The sequence below is a fragment of the Micrococcus sp. GbtcB5 genome (genome assembly GCF_019091605.1).
Taxonomy (GTDB): Bacteria; Actinomycetota; Actinomycetes; order Actinomycetales; family Micrococcaceae; genus Micrococcus; species Micrococcus luteus.
The window spans coordinates 1-24556 of the sequence record NZ_JAGXJK010000012.1 but is presented as its reverse complement, the minus strand read 5'-3'; the positions used below and the strand labels follow the sequence as shown (position 1 = coordinate 24556).

At 73.4% G+C, this 24556-nt stretch carries 21 protein-coding genes; 11 read left to right on the top strand and 10 right to left on the bottom strand.

Annotated elements, in window-relative coordinates; genetic code table 11:
• The first annotated feature begins 14 nt into the window (after positions 1 to 14).
• Genes KVS67_RS05985 through purM form a run of 3 tightly spaced genes read left to right on the top strand, consistent with a single transcriptional unit; the run spans position 15 to position 3186 of the window.
• Positions 15 to 422, top strand: a complete 408-nt coding sequence (locus KVS67_RS05985; protein ID WP_036314251.1) for a hypothetical protein — start codon at positions 15 to 17, stop codon at positions 420 to 422.
• Positions 419 to 2032, top strand: coding sequence for an amidophosphoribosyltransferase (gene purF, locus KVS67_RS05980; RefSeq protein WP_036339306.1), 1614 nt, complete (start codon positions 419 to 421; stop codon positions 2030 to 2032). Before KVS67_RS05985 ends, purF begins: the two co-directional genes overlap by 4 nt.
• On the top strand, positions 2029 to 3186 hold the full coding sequence (purM, locus tag KVS67_RS05975; RefSeq protein WP_036314247.1) for a phosphoribosylformylglycinamidine cyclo-ligase: 1158 nt from the start codon (positions 2029 to 2031) through the stop codon (positions 3184 to 3186). Before purF ends, purM begins: the two co-directional genes overlap by 4 nt.
• A 67-nt stretch (positions 3187 to 3253) precedes the next feature.
• Here purM and KVS67_RS05970 read toward each other — a convergent pair whose 3' ends face one another.
• The 3 genes from KVS67_RS05970 to KVS67_RS05960 all read right to left on the bottom strand — a co-directional run bounded on the left by KVS67_RS05970 (position 3254) and on the right by KVS67_RS05960 (position 5589).
• Complete coding sequence (locus KVS67_RS05970) at positions 3254 to 4243, bottom strand: hypothetical protein (RefSeq protein WP_073116715.1); 990 nt, start codon at positions 4241 to 4243, stop codon at positions 3254 to 3256.
• Positions 4244 to 4441: 198 nt separating this feature from the next.
• Positions 4442 to 5386, bottom strand: a complete 945-nt coding sequence (locus KVS67_RS05965) for a Sir2 family NAD-dependent protein deacetylase (protein ID WP_036314243.1) — start codon at positions 5384 to 5386, stop codon at positions 4442 to 4444.
• Entirely contained in the window at positions 5383 to 5589 is a 207-nt protein-coding gene (locus KVS67_RS05960; RefSeq protein ID WP_036314242.1) for a DUF3073 domain-containing protein, read from the bottom strand. Before KVS67_RS05960 ends, KVS67_RS05965 begins: the two co-directional genes overlap by 4 nt.
• Before the next feature lie 294 nt (positions 5590 to 5883).
• Here KVS67_RS05960 and KVS67_RS05955 point away from each other — a divergent pair, with 294 nt between their 5' ends.
• Positions 5884 to 7302, top strand: a complete 1419-nt coding sequence (locus tag KVS67_RS05955; RefSeq protein WP_051995232.1) for a M20/M25/M40 family metallo-hydrolase — start codon at positions 5884 to 5886, stop codon at positions 7300 to 7302.
• A gap of 128 nt (positions 7303 to 7430) precedes the next feature.
• On the opposite strand, the gene clpB is transcribed toward KVS67_RS05955, so the two are convergent.
• Positions 7431 to 10025 (bottom strand): ATP-dependent chaperone ClpB, encoded by a 2595-nt coding sequence (gene clpB, locus KVS67_RS05950; RefSeq protein WP_070709419.1) that lies wholly within the window; start codon positions 10023 to 10025, stop codon positions 7431 to 7433.
• Between the two features lie 146 nt (positions 10026 to 10171).
• On the opposite strand from clpB, the gene KVS67_RS05945 reads away from it, so the two are divergent.
• Positions 10172 to 11353 (top strand): YihY/virulence factor BrkB family protein, encoded by a 1182-nt coding sequence (locus KVS67_RS05945; protein WP_036314237.1) that lies wholly within the window; start codon positions 10172 to 10174, stop codon positions 11351 to 11353.
• A 4-nt stretch (positions 11354 to 11357) separates the two neighbouring features.
• Here the strand turns inward: KVS67_RS05945 and KVS67_RS05940 are convergent, their stop codons facing one another.
• The gene (locus KVS67_RS05940; protein WP_243733625.1) at positions 11358 to 12107 is read right to left on the bottom strand and encodes a hypothetical protein; all 750 of its coding nucleotides are present in this window, start codon (positions 12105 to 12107) and stop codon (positions 11358 to 11360) included.
• 253 nt (positions 12108 to 12360) lie between these two features.
• Between KVS67_RS05940 and KVS67_RS05935 the strand changes: the two genes are divergently transcribed.
• From KVS67_RS05935 to trmB, 6 genes are all read left to right on the top strand, one after another.
• Complete coding sequence (locus KVS67_RS05935) at positions 12361 to 13182, top strand: ABC transporter substrate-binding protein (RefSeq protein ID WP_036314235.1); 822 nt, start codon at positions 12361 to 12363, stop codon at positions 13180 to 13182.
• Positions 13179 to 14009 (top strand): amino acid ABC transporter permease, encoded by an 831-nt coding sequence (locus KVS67_RS05930; RefSeq protein ID WP_020626482.1) that lies wholly within the window; start codon positions 13179 to 13181, stop codon positions 14007 to 14009. The genes KVS67_RS05935 and KVS67_RS05930 overlap by 4 nt, the downstream gene beginning before the upstream one ends.
• A 1-nt stretch (position 14010) precedes the next feature.
• Complete coding sequence (locus KVS67_RS05925) at positions 14011 to 14814, top strand: amino acid ABC transporter ATP-binding protein (RefSeq protein ID WP_002853962.1); 804 nt, start codon at positions 14011 to 14013, stop codon at positions 14812 to 14814.
• Between the two features lie 883 nt (positions 14815 to 15697).
• Positions 15698 to 16444: a DedA family protein gene (locus KVS67_RS05915; RefSeq protein WP_036382290.1), complete on the top strand. Its 747-nt coding sequence runs from the start codon at positions 15698 to 15700 to the stop codon at positions 16442 to 16444.
• Positions 16445 to 16449: 5 nt separating this feature from the next.
• Positions 16450 to 17793 (top strand): hypothetical protein, encoded by a 1344-nt coding sequence (locus tag KVS67_RS05910; protein ID WP_043280891.1) that lies wholly within the window; start codon positions 16450 to 16452, stop codon positions 17791 to 17793.
• Positions 17794 to 17863: 70 nt separating this feature from the next.
• Positions 17864 to 18859: a tRNA (guanosine(46)-N7)-methyltransferase TrmB gene (gene trmB / locus KVS67_RS05905; RefSeq protein ID WP_135039862.1), complete on the top strand. Its 996-nt coding sequence runs from the start codon at positions 17864 to 17866 to the stop codon at positions 18857 to 18859.
• A 22-nt stretch (positions 18860 to 18881) separates the two neighbouring features.
• Here trmB and KVS67_RS05900 read toward each other — a convergent pair whose 3' ends face one another.
• From KVS67_RS05900 to dnaK, 5 genes are all read right to left on the bottom strand, one after another.
• On the bottom strand, positions 18882 to 19949 hold the full coding sequence (locus tag KVS67_RS05900; protein WP_235186512.1) for an alpha/beta hydrolase: 1068 nt from the start codon (positions 19947 to 19949) through the stop codon (positions 18882 to 18884).
• Positions 19928 to 20479, bottom strand: a complete 552-nt coding sequence (locus KVS67_RS05895) for a heat shock protein transcriptional repressor HspR (RefSeq protein ID WP_036383669.1) — start codon at positions 20477 to 20479, stop codon at positions 19928 to 19930. The genes KVS67_RS05900 and KVS67_RS05895 overlap by 22 nt, the downstream gene beginning before the upstream one ends.
• Positions 20476 to 21468 carry a DnaJ C-terminal domain-containing protein gene (locus tag KVS67_RS05890; RefSeq protein WP_036383665.1) on the bottom strand — a complete coding sequence of 331 codons (993 nt, stop codon included), beginning with the start codon at positions 21466 to 21468 and terminating at the stop codon, positions 20476 to 20478. The genes KVS67_RS05895 and KVS67_RS05890 overlap by 4 nt, the downstream gene beginning before the upstream one ends.
• Positions 21469 to 21536: 68 nt before the next feature.
• The gene (locus KVS67_RS05885; RefSeq protein ID WP_036383663.1) at positions 21537 to 22199 is read right to left on the bottom strand and encodes a nucleotide exchange factor GrpE; all 663 of its coding nucleotides are present in this window, start codon (positions 22197 to 22199) and stop codon (positions 21537 to 21539) included.
• A gap of 161 nt (positions 22200 to 22360) precedes the next feature.
• Positions 22361 to 24220 carry a molecular chaperone DnaK gene (gene dnaK, locus KVS67_RS05880; protein WP_036383683.1) on the bottom strand — a complete coding sequence of 620 codons (1860 nt, stop codon included), beginning with the start codon at positions 24218 to 24220 and terminating at the stop codon, positions 22361 to 22363.
• Positions 24221 to 24556 lie beyond the last annotated feature (336 nt).

Here is a 24556-nt window from a genome sequence, read left to right as displayed (position 1 = left end):
ATAGACTGGCGCGCATGACCTCCGCCCCCGAGCCGACCCCCGATCAGCGCGCCTACACCGTCCGTCGCGCCCCGCGGCTGACCGCGGTGCTCGCGGTGGCGCTCGCGCTCGGCCTGCTGATCGCCCTCGTGATCACCACCGCGGTCCATGCCTCCCCCACCCCGCCCGCGGACCCGTACTCCGGCATCCCGCTCTCCTTCTCGGAGACGTTCGGCTTCGCATCGCTGCTGAGCATGCTCGGCACGAGCGTGCTCGGACTGCTCGTGTGGCTGCTGCTGGACCGCCGCTCCCGGTCGACCGCGCGCACCGTGGTCCTCGAGCGCACCGACGACCCGGCCATGGCGGACGTCCGCCTGGACCGCGTGGACGCGGGTGCCCCGCCCGCCCGCGCCACCCCCACCGAAAGGACCCCCGAGCAGTGATCGCACCGCGCACCCGACGAGGCGACGGCCGCCTGACCGCCGCCCTCGACCCCCAGGACCAGGGGCCGCAGGACGAATGCGGCGTGTTCGGCGTGTGGGCGCCGGGAGAGGAGGTCGCGAAGCTGGCCTACTACGGCCTGTACGCCCTCCAGCACCGCGGCCAGGAGTCCGCGGGCATCGCCGTCTCGGACGGCGGGCGCATCGCCGTCTACAAGGACATCGGCCTGGTCTCCCAGGTGTTCGACGAGGCCACCCTGACCGCGCTGAGCGGCCACATCGCCGTCGGCCACTGCCGCTACTCCACCACCGGCGTGAACAAGTGGGCCAACGCCCAGCCCACCCTGGGCGCCACCGCCGACGACGGCACGGTCGCCCTGGCGCACAACGGCAACCTCGTGAACTCCGCGGAGCTGCTGCGCATGGTGCACGCCGCGGACGGCCGCCACACCCACGGTGAGATGAAGCAGGGCAACACCACGGACACCGCTCTGGTCACGGCCCTGCTGCACGGGGCCCCCGGGGACCGCCTCGAGGAGACCGCCCTCGAGCTGCTGCCGAAGATCCGCGGCGCCTACTGCTTCGTGTTCATGGACGAGCACACCCTCTACGCCGCCCGCGACCCGCAGGGTGTGCGCCCGCTCGTGCTCGGCCGCCTCGAGCGGGGCTGGGTGGTGGCCTCCGAGCAGTCGGCCCTCGCCACCGTCGGCGCCTCCTTCATTCGGGAGGTCGAGCCCGGCGAGATGATCGCGATCGACGAGGAGGGCATCCGCTCCACCCGCTTCGCCGAGTCCAAGCCGGCCGGCTGCGTGTTCGAGTACGTCTACCTCGCCCGGCCGGACGCCACGATCGCCGGGCGCTCCGTGTACGAGTCCCGCGTGGAGATGGGCCGCCGCCTCGCGCTCGAGCAGCCGGTCGAGGCCGACGTCGTGATCCCCGTGCCCGAGTCCGGCACGCCCGCCGCCGTGGGCTACGCGGACGCCTCGGGCCTGCCGTTCCGCCAGGGGTTCGTGAAGAACGCGTACGTGGGCCGCACCTTCATCCAGCCGTCCCAGACGCTGCGCCAGCTCGGCATCCGCCTCAAGCTCAACGTCGAGTCCACCGTGGTGGCCGGCAAGCGCGTCGTGGTGGTGGACGACTCGATCGTGCGGGGCAACACCCAGCGCGCCGTCGTGCGGATGCTCAAGGAGGCCGGCGCCGCCGAGGTGCACGTGAAGATCTCCTCCCCGCCCGTGAAGTGGCCCTGCTTCTACGGCATCGACTTCGCCACCCGCGCCGAGCTCATCGCCAACGGCGCCGCGGTGGACCAGATCGCCGCGTCCATCGGCGCCGACTCGCTGGCCTACATCAGCGAGGACGGCATGATCGAGGCCACCGGGCAGCCGCGCGAGCGCCTGTGCACCGCCTGCTTCACCGGCGACTACCCGATCCCGCTGGCCGACGAGGGCGAGCGCGGCAAGGGCCTGCTGGAGCCGGTCGCCGTGTCGCCCGCGTCCACCGTGGTGCTGGACGAGGGCGGCGAGACCACCACCGTGACCGCCACGGGCTGCGAGCCCGGCCCGGACGCCGACGACGAGAAGCTGCTCACCGAGACGGACAGGACCCCGCTGTGACCCCGAACCAGACCCCCTCCTCCGCCGCCCCGATCACCTACGCCTCGGCCGGCGTCGACGTGGAGGCCGGCGACCGCGCCGTCGAGCTGATGAAGGACGCCGTGAAGGCCACCCACACCCCCGAGGTCATGGGCGGCATCGGCGGCTTCGCCGGCATGTGGGACGCCTCCGCGCTGCTGCAGTACCGCAAGCCGCTGCTGACCACGTCCACGGACGGCGTCGGCACCAAGGTGGCGATCGCGCAGGCGATGGACAAGCACGACACCATCGGCCAGGACCTCGTGGGCATGGTCGTGGACGACATCGTGGTGGTCGGTGCCCAGCCCCTGTTCATGACCGACTACATCGCGTGCGGCAAGGTCGTGCCCGAGCGCATCGCGGACATCGTGCGCGGCGTGGCCGAGGGCTGCCGCCTGGCCGACACCGCGCTCGTGGGCGGCGAGACCGCCGAGCACCCGGGCCTGCTGGCCGCAGACGAGTACGACGTGGCGGGCGCGGCCACCGGCGTGGTCGAGGCGGACATGGTCCTGGGCGCGGAGCGGGTGCAGTCCGGCGACGTCGTGATCGGCATGGCCTCCTCCGGCATCCACTCGAACGGCTACTCGCTCGTGCGCCGCGTGGTGAACGCCGCGGGCTGGTCCCTGGACCGCGAGGTCACCGAGCTCGGCTGCACCCTCGGCGAGGAGCTGCTCGTGCCGACCCGCATCTACTCCCGCGCCTGCCTCGACCTGGTGCAGCGCCTCAACGGCCACGAGGGCGGCTCGGACCTGCCGGTGCGCGCGTTCAGCCACGTGACCGGCGGCGGCCTGGCCGCGAACCTGGCGCGCGTGCTCCCGCAGGGCCTCATGGCGACCGTCGAGCGCGACACCTGGTCCCTGCCGCCCGTGTTCCGCCTGGTGGGCGAGCTCGGCCGCGTTCCGCAGTCCGACCTCGAGCGCACCCTCAACCTCGGCGTGGGCATGGTGGCCGTGGTGGACCCGGAGGTGGCCGCGAAGTCGATCTCCGTGCTCGTGGACGCCGGCATCGACGCGTGGGAGATGGGCACCATCGGCGCCCTCACCGACGACGCGGCGGCCGCAGGCCTGGACTTCGTGCAGGGCGCCAAGGGCGTCGACGGCGGCGCCGTGCTGATGCGCGGCCAGTACGCCGCCTGACCCCCCGGGGGCGTTTTCGTTCGGGAAACGGCGGCCTCCGGGGTGTTTTCGTTCGGGAAACGGCGGTTCACGACGCGAACACCCGCCCGCCGAGCCGGGCCCGGTGCGTCTGCACCTCGGCGACGACGCGCCGGAAGTCGTCCCGTGCGTCGTCCACCGTGGCCCAGATCTGCGTCCAGCCCGCGCGCGCCCATCCCTCGTCTCGCCACGAGTCCACCGCGAGCTGTGCCGGGTCGAGGTGGTGACCGCCGTCGTAGTGGACCACCAAGCGCCACTGCCGCCACCCCAGATCCGCGTCCGGTGACCGGGCCCGGCCCGGGTGCAGCACCAGCTGGAGCTCCGGCTCGGGCAGGCCGGCGTGGAGCAGGGCCAGTCGCAGGGCTGTCTCCTGCGGGGAATCCGCGCCCACCCGCACCAGCTCGAGTGCGGCACGGGCGGTGCGCACTCCCTTGAACCGTCCGGCACGCAGGAGCGCGGACCGCAGGGCCGCCGTCGTGGTCCGTGGTGAGCGACGCCCCTCCGGCGACCACGGCCGATGGATGAGGGCGTCCCCGGCCGCCACGACGGGCTCGAGCATGCCTGGACGAAGCAGCGCGGCCAGATCCGCCCAGGATCGCTCCAGGCTCGTCAGGCGGATCCCGTGGAGGGCTGTGACGTCCGCGGCCGGGACGAGGCGGGCATGCGAGGTGATCTCCGGTCGGACGCTCGCCCCGCGCGGGTGCGGCCGGGACACGTGCACCGTGCCGTCCTCCGCCAGGAACGGCGGCAGCGGCACGCGGTGCAGGAGCAGCGCCGTGAGGTGGGAGGCCACTCCCCCGCTCGCCTCCACGATCGCGGCCGTCTCCTCCGGCGCGAAGGGAGCGGGGGCCTCGACGTAGCCGAGATCCGCCCACGAGCCGAGGTGGTCAGACCGGAGCCGATGGACCCCATGCGTCACGCGCCGCACGTCACCGCCGCGGACCAGTCGCTCCGAAACCCCGGCCGCGCGCAGGTCGCCACGGGTGAACGGCCGGCCGGCCTCGGCGATGTCCGATAGGGGCAGGGAAGACGTGACCATGCCCGTGACGATGGCTCAACCCGGCCGACCCCGGCCGCGCGGGAGCACCCACCGTGGACGAGGACGTCGGCGGCGCCGCCTGTGCAGGAGTCGTGCGTGGCCCCGGGCCACCCGGTGTCCACACCCCCGGCGCCCGCCATTTCCCGCACGAAAACGCCCCGGCGTCCGCCGTTTCCCGCACGAAAACGTGGGTGGGGGTCAGAGGCGGGCGTCGAGCCAGGCCAGCGCGTCGGCGACCGGGGCGCGCCAGCGCCAGCGGGCCTTGGCGTCGGCGCGGGTGGGGCCGAGGTTGATCAGCCCCGTCTCATGCCCGGCCCGCTCGGCCCGCAGCACGAACCGGTAGCCGCTCATCACGGCCAGCGAGGTGCCGACGGCGAGCACCGTGCCGCCGTCGTCGGCCATCGCCTCCGCGGCCGCGCGCCGCGCCGGGGGCACGGACTCGCCGAAGTACACGACGTCCGGCTTGAGCTTCACGGAGCCGCACACCCGGCAGCCGACCATCGTGAACTCCTCCACCCAGTGCTGGTCGAGGGAGACGTCCCCGTCGGGGTTCACGGCGTCCGGGTCGATCGCCACGCGCTCGAGGTAGCCCGGGTTGGCGGCCTCGAGCCGCAGGTCCAGGTCACGGCGGGACTCGGTGGCCCCGCAGTTCAGGCAGGCCACGCGCGCCAGGTCCCCGTGGAGCTCGATCAGCCGGTCCTCCGGCATCCCCGCCGCGCGTCCGGCCTCGGCGTGCAGCCCGTCCACGTTCTGGGTCAGGACGCCGGCGATCCGCCCCTCGGCCGCCCAGCGCGCGAGGATGCGGTGCGCCTCGTTCGGGCGGGCCTGGTCCATGCGGCGCCAGCCCACGAACGAGCGCGCCCAGTAGCGGTGGCGGGCGGCCGGGTCGTCCCGGAACTCCTGGTACGTCATCGGCCGGTGGCGGTGCAGGGACCCGTTCGGCCCCCGGTAGTCCGGGATGCCGGAGTCCGTGGACACGCCGGCCCCGGTGATCACGAGCGGGCGGGACTCCTCCATCAGACGCAGCAGACCTCGAGACGCCGTCTCGGGGTCCTGCAGCGGTGCTGTCTCATCCACCACCCTGGCGATCGACCGCAGGGCGGCCTGATGCCCGTCCAGGGCCGGATGCCGTGCGGGCGTCATCGCGCCCGCGCGTCGTCGTCCTCGTCCTCCGCGTAGAGGTCCGCGTACGGATCCTCGTACTCGGGCTCCTGGTCCTGCTCCGGGCCGCGCGTGCGTCCGCCCGTGAGCTCTCGCTCCAGTGCCGAGAGGTCTGTTCCGGGAGAGAAGTACTTCATCTCCCGTGCCTGCTTCGTGGCCTTCGCCTTCTGACGGCCGCGCCCCATGAGCGTGACCCCCTTCGCATCTCTCGCCGCCTCGGATCTGTGGCGCACAGGGGCCCGCCGAGGTCTTCACTGGTCAATATGGTTCGTGCGGACAAGGATACATGACCCGCCGGACGGCCTGTGGACGACGACGACCGGCCCGGTCCGGCGGGGCGTGCAGTGGCGCCGGGTGCGGCGCGGGCGGCCGCGGCACGGGCGGCATCCGGCTGGACGGGCGTGACACACACCCTGTACGGACGCTGGACGACCGGCTAGGTTGCGTACGTCACACCCACTCCTACGATGAGGATGCCCATGCGCCGCACCCCCACCCTGCTGGCCGCCGCTACCCTGGCCGCCACGCTGACCGCCGCCCCCGTCTCACTCGCCGCCCCGGCCGCCCCGGCCGCCCCGGCGAAGGCCAGCGCCGCCACCACGCAGACCGCCGACCGGGGCCTGGGCCCCGGCCAGAACCGTGCCGGCGGCAACCCGAACTCCCCGGAGAAGCTGGTCCGATCCATCTCCTCGGACCACCTCCGCCAGGACATCGAGGCGTTCGCGGCCATCGCGGACGAGCACGGCAACCGCGCCGCGGGCACGCCGGGTTTCCAGGCCTCGCTCGACTACGCCGTGGGCGAGCTCGAGGAGGCCGGCTACGACGTCGAGCTCCAGGAGTTCGAGATCACCTACACCGAGACCCTGCGGGACCGGCTCGCGCAGACCGGACCCGTCCAGCGCGACCTCGAGCACACCGTCTTCACGTCCTCGCCCTCGGCGCAGGTCACCGACGCCCCGCTCGCGGCCCCCGCCGGCGCCGCCACCGGCTGCGCCGACGCGGACTGGGCCGACGCGGACCTGACCGGCAGCGTCGCCCTGGTCTCCCGGGGCGACTGCACCTTCGCCCAGAAGTCCCAGGTCGCGGCCGCCTCCGGCGCCGAGGCCGTCATCATCTACAACAACGCCGAGGGCGCGCTGAACGGCACCCTGGGCGCCGCGCCGGGCGACGTCGTCGGGACCGTGGGCGTGACCCGCGAGCTGGGCGCCGATCTGCTGGCCCAGACCCGCGCCGGCGGCGCCACCGTCACCCTGGACCTCGAGCAGCTTGTGGAGCAGCGGCCCACCTGGAACGTGCTGGCGGAGACGCGCACGGGCAGCGACGACGACGTCGTGATGCTCGGCGCCCACCTGGATGGCGTGCCGGAGGGCCCGGGCATCCACGACAACGCCTCGGGCGTCGCGGCGACCCTCGAGGTCGCGCGCCAGGCCGCCAAGGCCAACAAGGCCGAGAGCAAGGTCCGCTTCGCCCTGTGGGGTGCCGAGGAGATCGGCCTGCTGGGCTCGCACCACTACGTGGACACCCTGACCGCCGCGGAGCGTGAGGACATCATCCTCTACACCAACCTGGACATGGTGGCCCCGCTGGACCACCAGAACACGCTCGGCGTGCTCACGGCCGACTGGTCGATCGGTGCTGAGTCCCTGCTCGGCGCGCAGCTCGACCGCGACGGCCACACGCACCAGCCCGAGGGCAGCAACGGCCGCTCGGACTACGCGCCGTTCGTGGACGCGGGCATCGCCTCGACGGGCCTGCTCTCGATCCGCGACGACAACTACCACACGCCCCAGGACGACATCGACAACGTCTCCATCACCACGCTGACCCACACGGCCCGCGCGGTGGCGAACCTGATCGGCACCCTCCAGCAGGACGCCGACGCCCTCGGCACCCGCTGACCCGAGCGGCTCCGTCCGTCTCACAGATGCCGTCGGGGGCGGTTTCGGGTGGTATCCAGGCCGGATACCACCCGAAACCGCCCCCGACGCGCCAGAGGGAGGAGGAACACGGTCCGTCGGTCCCGGCGTCAGCCCTTCCGGGTCACGGTGAGGCCGTTCTCGCCCTCGACACGGTCCACGACCACGGTGTCCCCGTCCGCGATCTCCCCGGCGAGGATGCCGCGGGCCAGGCGGTCGCCGATCTCGCGCTGCACCAGGCGGCGCAGGGGCCGGGCGCCGTAGGCCGGGTCGAACCCGGTCGCGGCGAGCCACGCCTTGGCGGCGTCGGACACCTCGAGGGTGAGGCGGCGGTCCGTCAGGCGCGCCTGCAGGGACTCGACCTGCAGGTCCACGATCCGCGTCAGCTCGGCCACGGTGAGCGCGTCGAACTGCACGATCTCGTCCAGGCGGTTGAGGAACTCGGGCTTGAACGCCCCGCGCACCACGGACATCACGGACTCGCGCTTGGCGGCCTCGTCCAGGGTCGGGTCCACGAGGAACTGCGAGCCCAGGTTCGAGGTGAGGATCAGGATCACGTTGCGGAAGTCCACGGTGCGGCCCTGGCCGTCGGTGAGGCGGCCGTCGTCGAGCACCTGGAGCAGGATGTCGAAGACCTCGGGGTGGGCCTTCTCCACCTCGTCCAGCAGCACCACCGAGTACGGGCGACGCCGCACGGCCTCCGTGAGCTGGCCGCCCTCGTCGTAGCCGACGTAGCCCGGAGGGGCGCCGACCAGGCGGGAGACGGAGTGCTTCTCCGCGTACTCGGACATGTCGATCCGCACCATGGCGCGCTCGTCGTCGAAGAGGAACTCCGCGAGCGCCTTGGCCAGCTCGGTCTTGCCCACGCCCGTGGGGCCCAGGAACAGGAACGAGCCCGTGGGCCGGTTCGGGTCCGCGATGCCGGCCCGCGAGCGGCGCACCGCGTCCGCGACGGCGACGACGGCGTCCCGCTGCCCGATCAGCCGCTCGCCGAGGTGCTCCTCCATGGTGAGCAGCTTCTCGGACTCGGCGGTGAGCATGCGCCCGGCGGGGATGCCGGTCCAGGCGGAGACCACCTCGGCGATGTCGTCCGCCGTGACCTCCTCGGAGACCATCGGCTCGGTGGCCGAGCGGTCGGCCTCGCGGGCGGCGCGGTCCGCCTCCTCGAGCTGCTTCTCCAGCGCGGGGATCTCGCCGTACAGCAGGCGGGAGGCCTCGGCGAGGTCGCCGTCGCGTTGGGCCTTCTCGGCGAGCGAACGCAGCTCGTCCACCTTGGCGCGCAGGTCGCCGGCCTGGTTGAGGGTGGCCTTCTCCGCGTCCCAGCGGGCGGTGAGGGCGGTGAGCTCCTCCTCGCGGTCCGCCTTCTCCGCGCGCAGGGCGTCGAGCCGCTCGATGGACGCGGGGTCCGTCTCGCCTTCGAGGGCGAGCTCCTCCATGGTCAGGCGGTCCACCTGGCGGCGCAGGACGTCGATCTCCTCCGGGGCGGAGTCGATCTCCATGCGCAGGCGTGAGGCGGCCTCGTCCACGAGGTCGATGGCCTTGTCCGGCAGCTGGCGGCCGGTGATGTACCGGTGGGACAGCGTGGCCGCGGCCACGAGCGCGGAGTCGGCGATGGCCACCTTGTGGTGGGCCTCGTAGCGCTCCTTGAGCCCGCGCAGGATGGCGATCGTGTCGTCCACGCTGGGCTCGCCCACGAAGACCTGCTGGAAGCGGCGCTCCAGGGCGGGGTCCTTCTCGATGTTCTCGCGGTACTCGTCCAAGGTGGTCGCGCCGATCAGGCGCAGCTCGCCGCGGGCCAGCATGGGCTTGAGCATGTTGCCGGCGTCCATGGCGCCCTCGGACGCGCCCGCGCCCACGACGGTGTGGATCTCGTCGATGAACGTGACGACCTGCCCCTCGGCGGCCTTGATCTCCTCGAGGACGGCCTTCAGGCGCTCCTCGAACTCGCCGCGGTACTTGGCGCCGGCGACCATGGCGCCCAGGTCCAGGCTGATCAGCGTCTTGCCGCGCAGGGACTCGGGGACGTCCCCGGCCACCATCCGCTGGGCCAGGCCCTCGACGACGGCGGTCTTGCCGACGCCGGGCTCGCCGATGAGCACGGGGTTGTTCTTGGTGCGGCGCGAGAGCACCTGCACCACACGGCGGATCTCGGCGTCGCGGCCGATCACCGGGTCGAGCTTGCCGGAGCGGGCGATCTCGGTGAGGTCCGTGCCGTACTTCTCCAGGGACTGGAAGGTGGTCTCCGGGTCCTGGGTGGTGACGCGGGAGTCGCCGCGCACCAGGGTCAGGGCGGCGGCGAGCGCCTCGAGGCTCGCCCCGTTCGAGCGCAGTGCCTCACCGGCCTCGCCGGAGTCCGCTGCCACGCCGAGCAGCAGGTGCTCGGTGGAGACGAACTCGTCCGAGCGCTGCTCGGCCTGGGTGCGCGCGTTCTGCACGACCTGCAGGGCGGCGCGCGAGAACTGGGGCTGGGCCACCGTGCTGCCCTGGGTGGAGGGCAGGCGTCGGATGGCCGAGGAGGCCGCCGTGGAGACGGCGTCGGGGTCGGCCCCGGCGGCCTTCAGGACGGCCACGGCGACGGACTCCCGCTGGTCCATCAGGGCCTTCAGCAGGTGGGCCGGCTCGACCTGGGGGTTGCCGGCGGTGGAGGCGTTCATGGCCGCAGCCGAGAGCGCCTCCTGGCTCTTGGTGGTGAACTTGGCATCCATGGACTATTGGCTCCTTCTCTCCCGTGTCCCGGGGTGTCGGACAACCGTCGACCGCGGGCCGTTCCCGCCGCAGACGAAGTTGAGTCTATATAGCTCAACCCTCCACGCACCAGGGCTATTCCCCCTCGCGCCGGTACGTTGGTGCCATGGCCGGCTCCACAGCGGCGCCCCGGCGCCTCCGCACGTACACCCGACCGCGGGTGTCCCTGCTGTACGTCCTGCGCCGCACCCTGCACCGGCTCTTCGAGCTGCAGGTCTGGGATGTGGCCGCCGCCATGACCTTCTTCGGGGCGCTGTCCCTGCTGCCCACCGTCATCGCCCTGCTCTCCGTGGTCTCGCTGCTGGGCGTCGAGGAGGAGACCGTGGACGCCGCGGCCCACCTGGCCGCCGAGATCTGGCCGTCGCTGACGCCCGACGTCGTCCGCGAATGGATCCTGACCCTCGGCTCGGCCGGGCCCGGCACCGGCGCCGTCGTCCTCGGGGCCGTCGGCACCGTGGTGTCCGCTTCGGGCGCCGTCGGCGCGTTCCACCGGGCCATGCACCGCATCCACGACACCCGCGAGGGCCGGCCCTTCCTCCACTTCCGCCTCGTGGTCTTCGTCGAGACGCTCGCCCTCATGCTCGGCGCCGTGCTGATCACGATCCTGGTGGTCGTCGGCGGCGACCTCTCCCTGCGCCTCGGCCAGGCCGTCGGCCTGCCGGAGGAGACGGTCCAGACGTGGAACGTGGTGAAGTGGCCGGTCATCCTCGTGGTGATCGCCCTGATCGTGACCCTCGCCTACCGCCTGGGGCCCAACGTCCGGCAGCCCCGCTACCGCCCGCTCTCGCTCGGCGCCGTGGCCGTGGTGGTCCTGCTCTTCGGCGCCACCGTGGCCCTGGGCTGGATCACGGACCGGTTCGGCCAGTTCGCCGTGGTCGGGCGGATCAACTCCGCGATCGGCGTGCTCGCCCTCGCGTGGGTGGCGTGCATCGTGCTGCTGGCCGGGGCCGCCTTCGACGCGGAGGTGCTGCGTGCCCGCCAGCTGGCCGTCGGCATCGACGCCTCCGTCGAGATCCAGCTGGCGACGCGGCACACCGCGGTGCTCGAGGCCTCCGAACGGTACGAGGCCCGCAACCGCCGCCTGGCCCGGCTCGTGGCCGACGCCGTGCGCGCCGGCGAGGACCTCACGATCGAGGCCACACCCCTGCTCTCCGAGGAGGGGCGCCTCCTCGCGGTCGAGTCGGGGCGGCGGGACCCGGAGGACGTCAGCTCGGGCAGCCCGTTCCACGCGGACCCGGTGTCCGACGATGGCGCCCGCCTCGAGCCGACGTCCCGGCCCGACGACTGACAGGTCAGCGCTCCCGGGCCTCGAACGCCTCGACCTGGGCACGCAGCGTCTCGGCCGCGATCTCCTCGTCGAGGCCCACCATGCCGAGGTACACGAGCTCGTCCCCGTCCGTGACGCCGCCGACGGTCATGGTGAACAGGGCCGTGTCCATGCCCGAGTTCCCCAGAGCGATGTGGACCGCGTCCGGCACGCCGGGCACCTTCGTGAAGGCCGCCTGGACGCCGTCCGGGTCGCCGAACGTGCCGCACGTGTCGGCCAGCTTGCCGAAGGGCGCCAGCAGATCGGTGCCGTCGTCGGTGACCGCGACCATGCCGAACGCCCCGGCCTGGGAACCGGCCAGGCCGGTGACGGCGGCCGGGTCCACCTCGTACTGGGCCAGCGCACCGCCGAGCCCGGGCACCTGCTGCGTGTTGATCTGCTCGATGAGGTCCGCGCAGGCGCCCGTGGGGGTGACGCCCGTCAGGCTCAGGCTGGTGCTGATCGGCTCGCCGCCGCCGGCCTGGGTCTCCATGCCCGTGAACACGCCGCCGGGCGCGGTCTCCGGGGTGAGCAGGACGTCCTCGAGCGCCTCCACGCGCTCCTCCTGCTCGTCCGTGAGGTCCGAGCCGGCCCCCGTCGGGGCGGACTCGGACGCGTCGGCCGAGGAGGACGAGGCCTCGCCGCCTCCCCCGCCGCAGCCGACGAGCGCGAGGGCGCCCACGGCGAGCAGGGACAGGGCGACGGCGGGGCGAGCGGGGGCGGCGGGGCGGAGCATGAGAGACCTCTCAGACCGGGTGACGACGATGTGACCAGCCTGACAATCCCCACAGCGCAGGGCCAGCTTTCGCCTGCGGAGGCGGGTCGCGGCAGGGCCACCGGTCGATCGGCTCGCTCCGCGGCGACGAGCCGTCTCCCGGCGCCCGCGACGGGCCCGACGCACTACGATGACCACCAATCACGGCGGAACACGTCACTCTGCCGGCTCCCTCCGACCCGCCCCCTCCCGACGGCGACACAGAAGGCCCTCCATGACCCGCATCCACTCCCGCCTCCTCGGCACCGTGGGGCTCACCGCGTCGGCGGCGCTGCTCACCGGCTGCGCCGTCCTCGGCGGCGACGCCGGATCCGCCGGCATCGTGTCCGACGACGACCTGAGCACCTCGTACGGCCTCGTCCAGCCCGGCGTCCTGACGGTCTGTTCCGACGTCCCCTACCCGCCCTTCGAGTTCGAGGAGAACGGTGAGCTGACCGGCTACGACATCCAGCTGGTCGAGGCGGTGGCGGAGAAGCTGGGCCTCGGGGTGAACGTGATCGACTCCTCCTTCGAGGCCATCGAGTCGGGTGCCTCGCTCACCGGCTGCGACGTGAACGCCTCGTCGATCTCCATCACCGAGGCCCGTCAGCGCGTCATGGCCTTCACCCTCCCCTACCTCGACGACGACCTCGTCCTGGTCGCGAAGAAGGGCTCCGGCATCACCGACGTCGACTCCGCGAAGGGCCGCCGGATCGGCGTGCAGGCCGCGACCACCGGCGACGAATACGCCCAGCAGAACGGCCTGAGCCCCGTGCAGTTCGAGGACGGCGGCATGCAGGTCCAGGCCCTGCAGGCCGGCACCGTGGACGCCGCCCTGGGCAACCAGTCCGTGTTGCTCTACTCCCTCAAGGACGACGATCGCTTCGAGGTGGTCGAGTCGCTGCCCACGGGCGAGCAGCTCGGCATGGCGGTCGGCCCGCAGAAGGCGCAGCTCGGCTCCGCCGTGAACCGCGCGCTGCAGGAGCTGCGCAACGACGGCACCGTGGCCGAGCTCCAGGAGCGCTGGTTCGGTCAGGCACAGGAGGACTACCGATGAGCACGCAGGCCCCCGTCTCGCCGGCACCGGCCATGAAGCCCGGCCGCGCGCGCCGCCGTCGTCGGCTGTCCCTGATCATCCAGGCGGCCGTCTTCGTCCTCGCCCTCGTCGTCCTGGCCGTCCTCATCGACTGGGGCGCGCTCGCCGAGAACGTCCTGAACTTCCCCGCCGTGGCCCCGATGTTCCCCAACGTGATCCTCGTGGGGCTGGGCAACACGCTGTTCTACACGGTCACCTCGTTCGTCGTCGGCCTGCTGGGCGGCATCGTGCTCGCGCTCATGCGCCTGAGCTCGTTCGGCCCGTACCGGTGGCTGGCCACCGCCTACGTGGAGTTCTTCCGCGGCGTCCCCGCGCTGCTGGTGTTCCTCGCCTTCGGCTACGGGGTGCCCTTCGCGTTCGGGGTGTCCTGGCCGATCCCCGTCGTCGTGATGGTGGCCCTGGGCATGGTCTCGGCCGCGTACATCGCCGAGACCCTGCGTGCCGGCCTGCAGGCGGTGCCCCGCGGCCAGATGGAGGCGGCCCGGTCCCTCGGCATGCCGACGTGGCGGGCCATGGTCACCATCGTGATCCCCCAGGCGTTCCGCATCGTGCTGCCGCCGCTCACCAATGAGGTCATCCTCCTGACCAAGGACTCCTCGCTGGTCTACGTGCTCGGCCTGGCCGCGCACGAGTACGAGCTCACCAAGTTCGGTCGCGACGGCATCTCCGCCCTCGACGCCGGCATGACGCCGATCCTTGTGGCCGGCCTGTTCTACCTCGTGATCACCGTGCCGCTGTCCCTGTTGGCCCGCCGGTTCGAGGCCCGTTCGACCAAGAAGGGGCACTGAGATGGCCCAGCAGAACCCCATCACCGGATCCTTCGGCGCGGTGGCCGCCGCGGACGCCGCCGGCGTGCACGTGGCCGGCCTCAACAAGTCCTTCGGCGCCAACCACGTGCTGCGCGGCATCGACCTCGACGTCGCCCCCGGCGAGGTCGTGTGCCTGATCGGCCCGTCCGGCTCGGGCAAGTCCACCCTCCTGCGCTGCGTGAACCTGCTGGAGAAGCCCGACTCGGGCGTCGTCACGGTCGGTGAGTTCACGGTCACGGACGAGGACGTGGACCTGGACGTGCTGCGCCGCCACGTGGGCATGGTGTTCCAGCAGTTCAACCTGTTCCCGCACCTGTCCGTGCTGGAGAACTGCACCGTGGCCCAGCTCAAGGTGCTCAAGCGGGGCAAGGCCGAGGCGGCGGACATCGCCCGTCGGCAGCTGGCCCGCGTGGGCCTGGCCGAGCTCGAGGACCGCTACCCGGACCAGCTCTCCGGCGGCCAGCAGCAGCGCGTGGCGATCGCCCGTGCGCTGGCCATGGACCCGCAGCTGATGCTCTTCGACGAGCCCACCTCGGCCCTCGACCCCGAGACCGTCGGCGACGTCCTGGCGATCATGCGTCAGCTGGCCCGCGACGGCATGACCATGCTCGTGGTCACCCACGAGATGGGCTTCGCCCGTGAGGTGGCCGACCGGGTCGTGTTCATGGACGGCGGCGTCGTGGTGGAGGCCGGCCCGGCCGCCGCGGTGATCTCCGACCCCCAGCAGCCGCGCACCCAGGACTTCCTGCGCCGCGTGCTGCACCCCACCGAGATCGACCTCTGAGCCTGCCCGCCCGGTGGGCGGGCACATGCGTGAGGGGCCCCGCCCGGACCATGGTCCGGGCGGGGCCCCTCACCTGTGCGGCGGCGGCGTCTGGCCCTCTTGCCCTGCTTCCTCAGCTCGTCACGGGCCTCGCCCACCCCGGCGACCTGCTCCTCACGGGCGGCGTGGATCGCGGCGACCTTCTCGTCCTGGGCGTCGCGGATGGCCTGCACCTTGGCGTCGCGGGCGCCCTCGATGCGGGCGGCGCGCTTCTTGGCGGCCTTGCGGCGTTTGCCGGGGCGGTTGGCCACGGAGTCGGCGGTGATGGCCAGGCCGGAGCCGACCAGGAAGATGTCCTTGGCGACGCCGGTGCCCTCCTGGGACGGACGCACACCGTCGGCCTCGGTCATCTCCGGGGTGTTCAGGTACATCGAGAACAGGCCGCCGGAGAACGCGGTCAGGGCGGAGCCGGCGAGCCAGCCCGGGACGAACGGGGCCAGCAGGGCCGAGCCCACGCCGATCTCCGTGGTCACGAGGAACTTCTTGAACTGCTCCGGCGACAGGTTGGCCAGCGCGGGCAGGCCGCGGGCGCCCATGTCGCGCAGGCCCTGGGCCTGCTCCGCGGAGATGCCGCGCTTGTTCAGGCCGGAGTTCAGGATGAACGCGCCGGAGGCCAGGCGCAGCGGAATCTGGACGATGCTCATGGAGTCTTCCTTCCAGTAGGGCCCGCGGCACGCACGTGGAGTGGGGTGTGGCGCGAACGGTCGGTGAGCGGTCTGCACCTCCGACAGTACCAACGGCAGCCCGCTCCCGCCCGCCCGGAGGCGCGGCTGTGCGCGCAGAGCGGACGACGTCGGCGCCTCCACCACGTCGCGGAGGCGGTCGATGATGGACAATGGGGCGCATGCTCCCCCTCGTCGCACCCCTGACCGTGGCCGCCGCCGCGCCCACCGACTACGGCTGGCTCGGCAACATCGTCGTGGACATCATGGAGGCGGTCGGCCCGATCGGCGTCGGCCTGGCCGTCTTCGCGGAGAACATCTTCCCGCCCATCCCGTCCGAGGTGATCCTGCCCCTGGCAGGCTTCACCGCGGCCGGCGGCGCCTTCAGCCCGCATGCCGCGCTGGTCTGGGCGACGGTCGGCTCGATCGTCGGAGCGCTGGCCCTCTACGGCCTCGGCGCGTGGCTCGGCCGCCACCGCATGTACCGCCTCGCGGACCGCATGCCGCTGGTGGACATGGAGGACGTGGCCAAGACCGAGCGCTGGTTCATCCGATACGGCTACTGGACCGTGTTCCTGGGCCGCATGGTCCCCGTGTTCCGCTCCCTGATCTCCATCCCCGCGGGCATCGAGCGGATGAACCTCGCGAAGTTCACCCTGTTCACGGCGCTGGGCTCCCTGATCTGGAACGCGATCTTCGTCTACGGCGGCTACGCGCTCGGGGAGCGGTTCCACGTCGTCTCCGAGTACGCGGACGTCTTCTCCAACATCGTCCTGGTCCTGATCCTGGCCTTCCTCGCGATCTGGGTGGTCCTGCGCCTGCGCCGTGACGCCCGCCGCCGGAACGACCCGGACTGGCGCCCGCCGACCGCGGATGAGATGGCCGCCCGCGTCGAGGCCATCCTGGAGTCCTCCGACCACCGGAAGTGAATCGCATGCACCCCGTCCTGCCCTCCCCCCGCCGTGGCCGCGCGGCCCTCGGCCTGGCCGCCGTCGCCCTGGTGGCGCTGAGCGCCTGTGCTCGCACCGAGCCGCAGCCCGAGCCTGCGCCCGCCACGACGGCGGCCTCCGCCCTGCCGTCCATGGACATGGCCCCGTTCACGGTCGAGGTCCCCTCACACGACCTCGAGCGGGTGCCGGAGGCGAGCGTCGCCGTGCTCGAGGGCGAGGACCCGGACCACCACGGGGCGTGGCTGCAGGTGTCCGGGGCGCCGGCCTGGACGGACGCCATGGCCGGGGCCGTGCGCGACCAGATCGACCAGTACCGCCGGGACACCGACCCGAGCGCGGACCCGCGCCTGGAGATCCAGCCGCAGCTCGCCGTCGTGGCCGAGGACATCGCCGCGGCCCGCCTGCTCGCCACGGAGCGGCGCGGCACGGACTCCGTGTCCACCTCGCACGTGATCTGGTACTCGGCCCGCGAGGACCGCGTGCTCGAGACCGCCGATCTCTTCACCCCCGACGGCTGGGACGCGTTCCGCGCCGAGGTGCGCCAGCGCATGGCCAACGACCCGGACGTGATCGGCTCGCGCCTGGACTCGGCGGTCGACGCCCCGGAGCAGGTGGAGAACCGTCGCGTCTGGGACGCGGTGGTCTTCCTGCCGGACGGCAGCCTGATGCTCGAGGCGGACCAGGCGTCCATGGCGCCGGCCGCCGCGGGCGTGCTGACGGTGCGGATCCCTCGGGACACGGCGACCGCCTGGCTGTCCGACCTGGGCCACGTCGCCGCGGACGCCGCCTCCGCCCCCGCCGACCTGCGTCTGCCGGACCGCTCCACCCCGACCCCCGAGGAGCAGCAGCCGGAGCCCGCCCCCGAGCCGGAGCCCGAGACGTCCTCGTGGACGGAGGAGGCCACCGGCGCACCCGTGCCGCCCCCGTCCGCGCCCGCCGACACGGCGGCCCCGACGCCCAGCGTGACCACCCCGGTGCCGAGCAGCACGGCCCCGTCCTCCTCGGCCCCCGCGCCCACCCGCTCGGCCACGCCGTCCTCCCCGTCGTCTCCCCCCACCTCGTCCTCGCCGTCGGGCACGGGATCCGGCAGTCCGACGCCGAGCACCCCCGACCCGACGCCGACCTCCGCGACGCCGACCCCGACGTCCCCGACCCCGACGTCCCCGAGCCCGTCCGGTCCGTCCACGAGCGCGTCCGGTCCGTCCACGAGCGCGCCGGCCACGGACCCTGCGCCGGACCCGACCGAGTCCGCACCCGAGCCGACCGCCACCACGGCCTCCGCGTCCGCGTCGCCCACGTCGGGGGACCGCTCCAGCAGCACCCCCTGACCCCGGCGCCGGGCGCCGTCGTCGGCCGCGGTCTGCACCGTCGACGCGCGGCCGTGGCAGGATCGGGGCGATGACTGAGCACCTGCCCCGCCCCTGCCCGGACGCACCCGGCCCCGACGCCGTGCCGCCGCCCGCCGAGCGCGTCCACGCGCACGACCACAATCGGGACAAGGACCCCGCCCTCGTCCGACGGGAGCCGGTCTCCTTCGTCCGACGCGGCGCGCGCCTGAACGCGGGGCGGCAGGCCGTGTGGGACCGACAGGCGCAGCGGGTCCTCGTGGACGTGCCCCGCGGCCGCGGCGCCACCTCGGTGGACACCCAGGCCCGACTGGACTGGGCCGGGGTGTTCGGGCGCGAGGCCCCCCTGCTCGTGGACATCGGCTCCGGGCTGGGCGAGTCCACGGCGCAGGCCGCCGCCGACCGGCCGGACTGGAACGTGCTCGCCGTCGAGGTCTACGTGCCCGGCCTGGCCGCGCTCATGACGCGCGTGGAGCAGCAGGGCCTGGAGAACGTCCGCGCCGTGGAGGCCAATGCCCCCGAGCTGCTGGACGCCCTGCTCACGCCCGGCTCCGTCTCCGAGGTGTGGGTGTTCTTCCCGGATCCGTGGCACAAGAAGCGGCACCACAAGCGCCGCCTGGTCTCCCCCGCCTTCGCGGACCGCGTGGCGCGCGTGCTCGCCCCGGGCGGGGTGCTGCGGCTGGCGACGGACTGGTCGGGCTACGCCGTGCAGATGCGCGAGGTGCTCGAGGCGCACCCGGAGTTCGAGAACCTCTTCCCCGGGCGCGCCGCGGGCGAGGGCTCCCCGCTCACGCGGGTGCGCCGCGAGGGCAGGGAGACCGAGGTGGGGGCCCAGCCGCTGCCCTCGGGATGGGAGAGCGCGGCCGAGGAGGAGCGCCCGCTGCGGGCCGGCCTGGGTGAGGCGCGGGCCGGCGCGGCGGCCGCGGACCCCGTGGACCACGCGGGCGGCTGGGCGCCCCGGTTCGAGGGCCGACCGATCACGAGCTTCGAGGCGAAGTCCCAGCGGGCCGGACGCCTCGTGTTCGACCTGGCGTACCGCCGCCGCTGAGCACGGGGCCCGACGGGGCCGCTCAGGCCGGGGCGACCGGCCCGGCCGGGTCGGCGCCGTCCGGGACGGGCGGCACCGGCAGGCCGGCGGTCACCCGCGCGGTCGCCGCGAGCGTCACGGACCCGGCGTCCCGGTAGCCCCTCGGGGCGTCCCCGGGGGCCGTCGGCGACCAGCGGGCCGTGCGGTGGCCGCGGACGGCGGCCCCCGCCAGGCCGGGCCGCGGGGCCACCGGCAGCACGGCGGCGTCCGTCCAGTCCCGACGACGGCCGACCGCGCGGCCGACCCGGGCGAGGAGATCGCCCGGGGCCAGGGCGCGGAACGTCCGCCCGGACCGCAGGCCGAGGTGCGCGGCCCGGGCTGCCAGGGCGGCGGGCAGGCCGACCGCGCCCGAGACCACGAGGGCCTCGACGGGACGCTCGGCCGGCCACGGGGCGTCGGCGTCGTCGGGCTGCAGGCCCCGGTCCGCGAGCAGGCGCAGGGCGTGCGCGGCCACGAGCGAGCCGTACGAGTGGGCCTCCACGGCCCCGTGCACGGCGGTCCCGCGGGCGCGCAGGGCCGGGGCGGCGTCGTCGTCCTCCCCCGGCCCGTGGCGCAGGAACTCCCACCAGGCCCGGACATCCGCGGCGAGCATCGCGCCGCCGCGCCGGCCGGGGCCGTCGAGCACCACCCGCCAGGGTGTGGGCGCGGGGTAGCCGAGCCACGCGATGACGACGGGGCGGGGTGCGCCGGCGGCGCGCTGGGCGGCGGCGAGGTGGGCGGCCTCCCGGGCCGTCCCCCACATGGCCGTCTGGGGGCGGATGCCCATGCCGGAGACGAGCCAGGTCAGATGCGTGGCGGTCGCGGGGTCCCCCGCGGCGACCACCGCGCGCGGACCGTCCGGGCCGTCGAGGACGTAGTCCAGCAGATGCCGGGCGGGCAGGTGCGGGTCCATGCCCTCCGGCTTGAGGGCGTGGACGATCCCGTCCAGGGCGCTGCGGGCCTGCCGGCCGAGGCCGTCGCGCCGGGCCATGTCGGCGCGCAGCCGCTCCTGCACGCGGGACCGCGCGGCCGCCCCGAACGACGCCCGGCTCAGTCCTGCTCGGACTGCCACGTGGGCACCCGTCGGAGGCGGGCGCCGCCGGAGGGCAGCCTCCGCAGGCCGCTCGGGCGGGCCTCGCCCGCGGTGTCCGCCCCGGCCCGTGCCGCGGCGTGACGGCGGGCGGCCATCCGGTCGGCGTAGCGGGCCGAGACGTCGCCGCCGGAGCCCACGGTGAAGACGCGGGCCAGGCGGGAGGCGTGGTGGAGGCGGTCCACCTGGGCAGCCAGCTCGACCACGGTGTCCTGCAGCTGCTCGACCTCGCGCTGCAGCGCGATCACGCGGCGGATGCCCTCCAGCGAGATGCCTTCGCGGCTCAGGGCCTGCACGGTCTGCAGCCGCTCGACGTCGGCGAGGGAGTAGCGGCGGTGCCGTCCGTCCTGGCGGGCGGGGACCACGAGGCCGAGCCGGTCGTACTGGCGCAGGGTCTGCGGATGCATGTCCGCCATCTCGGCGGCCACGGAGATCACGAAGACCGGGGCGTGCCGGTCGGGACCCCCCTCGCGGCCCCGGTCCGCACGGGCGGCGCCGTCGCGGGCGCTCACCAGGCTGCCCTCCGGGCCAGCTCCCGCCGCGGATCGTCGCCGGCCGTGGCGGACTGCAGGGCCTCGACGGCGGCGCGGGCGTCGTCGTTGAGCGTGGTGGGCACGGTGACGCGCAGCTCCACGAGCAGGTCACCCGTCGTCTTCCCGCGCTCGACACCGCGGCCCTTCAGGCGCAGCACGCGGCCACACTGGGAGCCCGCCGGCACCTTCACCTTCACGGGGCGCTCCAGCGTCGGCACCTCGATCGTGGCGCCGAGGGCGGCCTCGGGGAAGGTGATCGGCACGGTGATCCGCAGGTCGTCCCCGTCCCGGCGGAAGAACTCGTGCTCGCGCACGTGCACGGTGACCAGCAGGTCGCCGCGGCCGGCCGGGCCGGGCGAGCCCTTGCCGCGGGCACGGACCTTCTGGCCGTCGCGGATGCCCTTCGGGATCTTCACCTCGATCGTCTCGCCGTCCGGGCCGCGCAGGGACACCGTGGTGCCCTGGATCGAGCCGCGGAAGGAGATCGTGGTGGTGGCGGTGCGGTCCGCGCCCTTCGTGGGGCGCGGCCGCGCGTAGCCGGCGTCACCGAAGCCGCCGGGGCCGAAGCCGCCGGTCTGGCCGGCGGCGCCGCCGAACATCCCGCTGAACAGGTCCGACAGGTCGGGCCCGGACTGCGTGGTGCGGGGGCCGCCCCCGCCGCCGAACATGCCGCCGAAGACGTCCTCGAAGCCGCCGCCGCCGGCACCGCCCGGGGCGGAGAACCGGGCGCCGCCGCCCATCGCGCGGATCGCGTCGTACTCCTGGCGCTCCTGGGGGTCGCTCAGGACGGCGTACGCCTCCGAGATCTCCTTGAACTTCTTCTCGGCCGCCTCGTCCCCGGGGTTCTGGTCCGGGTGGTGGGTGCGGGCGAGCTTGCGGTAGGCCTTCTTCACATCCGCATCGGAGGCGTCCTTGGACACCCCCAGGGTCGCGTAGAAGTCCTTGTCCATCCAATCCTGCGAGGCCATGGTGCCTCCTCTCGTGTGCATCGGTCAGGGGGTCGGCCGGCGGCGGGGTGGGCCGCCGGCCGACGGGGTCACTCGTCTCCGGCGGAGACCATCACCTGGGCGGCGCGCAGCACGCGGCCGTCCCGGACGTAGCCGTTGCGGAAGACCTGGACCACGTGGTCCGCGGGCACCTCCGCGTGCGGCTGGCGCATCACGGCCTCGTGCAGGGCCGGGTCGAACTCGACGCCGGCCAGCGCCGCCTGGTCGTGGCGCTCGAGGCCGAGGCCGGCCAGGACGGTGTCGAGCTTGGTCGCGATGGCGGCGAACGGGCCGTCCGTCAGGTCGCCGGCGGCGCGGGCGGCGTCGATGTCGTCGAGCACCGGCAGCAGCGCGGTGACGGCCTTGAGCACGCCGGCGTCCCTGGCCAGGTCGCGGTCGCGGTCCACGCGACGCTTGTAGTTCACGAACTCGGCCTGCAGACGTCGCAGGTCGGTCTCGAGCTCGGCCTCGCGGTCCGAGGCCGCGGGCTGCGGCGCCTCGGTCCCGGCCTCCGCGCCGGCCTCGTCGAGGATGCGCTCGGCCTGGGCGAGGGCGTCGCCGTCCTCGGCCTGCTCGGCCGCGCTCTCGGCGGAGACGCGGGGCTCACCGGTCTCGGGGTCGATGCGGCGACGGTCGTTGAACACGATGGGCTCCTCCTCGGAGCCGCGCTCGGCGTCGGAGGAGCCGTGCGGACGCTGCTGGTCGGCGCTCATGGTGTGTCCTTTCGAAGCGGGTGGGCGCGGCGGGTCCGCCGCGCGGGGGTGGTGCGGGAAGGCCGGCGGGCTGGCCCGGCAGGGGCGCTGCCGGGCCGGCCCGCCGGCGTCGTGGGCCTCCGGGCGGGGCGGGCGTGGACGCCCGCCCCGGCCCCGGGGTGTCAGGCCTTCTTCTCGTCGTCCTCGTCGACCACCTCGGCGTCGACGATGTCCTCATCGTCGCCCTGCGGGGCGGCGGACTCGGCGCCGGCGTCGGCCGACTCCGCGCCCTGCTGGGCGTAGAGGGCCTCGCCGATCTTGACCTGGGAGGCCTGGAGCTTCTCGAACGCGGCGGCGACCTCGTCGTCGTTGTCCTGCTTCTCCAGGGCGGCCTTCAGGGCGTCGACGTCGGCCTGCACCTCGGTCTTGACGTCCTCGGGCAGCTTGTCGCCGTTGTCCTGCAGGAGCCTCTCAACGGAGTAGGCGGACTGCTCCGCCTGGTTGCGGCGGTCGGCGGCCTCGCGGCGCTTCTTGTCCTCGTCCGCGTGGGCCTCGGCGTCCTTGACCATGCGGTCGATGTCCTCCTGGGACAGCGAGGAGCCGCCCGTGATGGTCATCGACTGCTCGGTGCCGGTGCCCTTGTCCTTCGCGGAGACGTGCACGATGCCGTTCGCGTCGATGTCGAACGTGACCTCGATCTGGGGCATGCCGCGCGGGGCCGGGGCGATGCCGGTCAGCTCGAAGGTCCCCAGCGCCTTGTTGTCCCGGGTGAACTCGCGCTCGCCCTGGAAGACCTGGATGGACACGGAGGGCTGGTTGTCCTCGGCCGTGGTGAACGTCTCGGAGCGCTTGGTCGGGATGGCCGTGTTGCGCTCGATGAGCTTGGCCATCACGCCGCCCTTGGTCTCGATGCCCAGCGACAGCGGGGTCACGTCGATCAGGAGCACGTCCTTGCGCTCACCGGCGAGCACGCCGGCCTGCACCGCCGCGCCGATGGCGACGACCTCGTCCGGGTTCACGCTCTTGTTGGGCTCCTTGCCGCCGGTCAGCTCCTTCACGAGCTCGGAGACGGCGGGCATGCGGGTGGAGCCGCCGACGAGGATCACGTGGTCGATGTCGGAGACCTTGACGCCGGCCTCCTTGATGACGTCCTCGAACGGCTTGCGGGTGCGCTCGAGCAGGTCCTTGGTGAGGTCCTGGAACTTGGCGCGGGACAGGTGCTCGTCCAGATGCACCGGGCCCTCGGGGGTCACGGACAGGTACTGCAGCGAGATGCTGGTGGAGGTGGCCGAGGAGAGCTCCTTCTTGGCCTGCTCCGCTGCCTCCTTCAGGCGCTGCAGGGCGATCTTGTCCTTGGACAGGTCCGCGCCCTTGGACTTGGCCTGCTGGAGCAGCCAGTCCACGATCCGCTGGTCCCAGTCGTCGCCGCCGAGGCGGTTGTCGCCGGCGGTGGCGCGCACCTGGATGGTGGCGAAGTCGTCCTCGTCCTTGGCGACCTCGAGCAGGGACACGTCGAAGGTGCCGCCGCCCAGGTCGAAGACCAGGATGAGCTCGTCCTCCTTGCCCTTCTCCAGGCCGTAGGCCAGGGCGGCCGCGGTGGGCTCGTTGATGATACGGGTGACGTTCAGGCCCGCGATCTCGCCGGCCTCCTTGGTGGCCTGGCGCTCGGCGTCGTTGAAGTAGGCGGGCACGGTGATCACCGCGTCGGTGACCTTCTCACCCAGGTACTCCTCGGCGTCGTGCTTGAGCTTCATCAGCGTGCGGGCCGAGATCTCCTGCGGGGTGTACTTCTTGCCGTCCACCTCGGTGGTCCAGTCGGTGCCCATGTGGCGCTTGACGGACGCGAAGGTGCGCTCGGGGTTGTTGACGGCCTGGCGCTTAGCGACCTCGCCGACCAGGACGTCCCCGCCCTTGGAGAACGCGACGACGGACGGGGTGGTGCGGGCGCCCTCGGCGTTCGCGATGACGACCGGGTCGCCACCCTCGAGGACGGCAACCACGGAGTTGGTGGTGCCAAGATCGATACCCACTGCTCGCGACATCATGTGTCCTTTCGTCGACTGCTGCTCGAGGTGACCGCGGCCGACCGGTGCCGGCCGCCCTTGAGCGTTCTGGACTCAACCTGCCACCGGGGCGGAAGGTCTGTCAAGAAACCTGAGTCACCTCGACTCATGTTCTGGTGTCGTGCAGTGCAACCACACCCCCGTGCGCTTCATTCCCGCCCGTCGGTGATCCTCGTCACACCCTCCGTGAATCCCCCTCTCAGGCATCTCGCGGGCGCCCTGCCGAGCCCCTCTCGGTGCCGGCGCACAGGTGCTGACTAGACTTCTGGAAATCGGACCCGCAACCCAGGAGTGACATGTGCTCATCCTCTCGAG

What these genes read in the sequence shown, in the direction of transcription:
- KVS67_RS05985 (WP_036314251.1), top strand. Translation starts at nt 15, where the DNA reads ATGACCTCCGCCCCCGAGCCGACCCCCGATCAGCGCGCCTACACCGTC.
- KVS67_RS05970 (WP_073116715.1), bottom strand. Translation starts at nt 4,243, where the DNA reads ATGGTCACGTCTTCCCTGCCCCTATCGGACATCGCCGAGGCCGGCCGG.
- KVS67_RS05965 (WP_036314243.1), bottom strand. Translation starts at nt 5,386, where the DNA reads ATGACGCCCGCACGGCATCCGGCCCTGGACGGGCATCAGGCCGCCCTG.
- KVS67_RS05960 (WP_036314242.1), bottom strand. Translation starts at nt 5,589, where the DNA reads ATGGGGCGCGGCCGTCAGAAGGCGAAGGCCACGAAGCAGGCACGGGAG.
- KVS67_RS05955 (WP_051995232.1), top strand. Translation starts at nt 5,884, where the DNA reads ATGCGCCGCACCCCCACCCTGCTGGCCGCCGCTACCCTGGCCGCCACG.
- clpB (WP_070709419.1), bottom strand. Translation starts at nt 10,025, where the DNA reads ATGGATGCCAAGTTCACCACCAAGAGCCAGGAGGCGCTCTCGGCTGCG.
- KVS67_RS05945 (WP_036314237.1), top strand. Translation starts at nt 10,172, where the DNA reads ATGGCCGGCTCCACAGCGGCGCCCCGGCGCCTCCGCACGTACACCCGA.
- KVS67_RS05940 (WP_243733625.1), bottom strand. Translation starts at nt 12,107, where the DNA reads ATGCTCCGCCCCGCCGCCCCCGCTCGCCCCGCCGTCGCCCTGTCCCTG.
- KVS67_RS05935 (WP_036314235.1), top strand. Translation starts at nt 12,361, where the DNA reads ATGACCCGCATCCACTCCCGCCTCCTCGGCACCGTGGGGCTCACCGCG.
- KVS67_RS05930 (WP_020626482.1), top strand. Translation starts at nt 13,179, where the DNA reads ATGAGCACGCAGGCCCCCGTCTCGCCGGCACCGGCCATGAAGCCCGGC.
- KVS67_RS05925 (WP_002853962.1), top strand. Translation starts at nt 14,011, where the DNA reads ATGGCCCAGCAGAACCCCATCACCGGATCCTTCGGCGCGGTGGCCGCC.
- KVS67_RS05915 (WP_036382290.1), top strand. Translation starts at nt 15,698, where the DNA reads ATGCTCCCCCTCGTCGCACCCCTGACCGTGGCCGCCGCCGCGCCCACC.
- KVS67_RS05910 (WP_043280891.1), top strand. Translation starts at nt 16,450, where the DNA reads ATGCACCCCGTCCTGCCCTCCCCCCGCCGTGGCCGCGCGGCCCTCGGC.
- trmB (WP_135039862.1), top strand. Translation starts at nt 17,864, where the DNA reads ATGACTGAGCACCTGCCCCGCCCCTGCCCGGACGCACCCGGCCCCGAC.
- KVS67_RS05890 (WP_036383665.1), bottom strand. Translation starts at nt 21,468, where the DNA reads ATGGCCTCGCAGGATTGGATGGACAAGGACTTCTACGCGACCCTGGGG.
- KVS67_RS05885 (WP_036383663.1), bottom strand. Translation starts at nt 22,199, where the DNA reads ATGAGCGCCGACCAGCAGCGTCCGCACGGCTCCTCCGACGCCGAGCGC.
- dnaK (WP_036383683.1), bottom strand. Translation starts at nt 24,220, where the DNA reads ATGTCGCGAGCAGTGGGTATCGATCTTGGCACCACCAACTCCGTGGTT.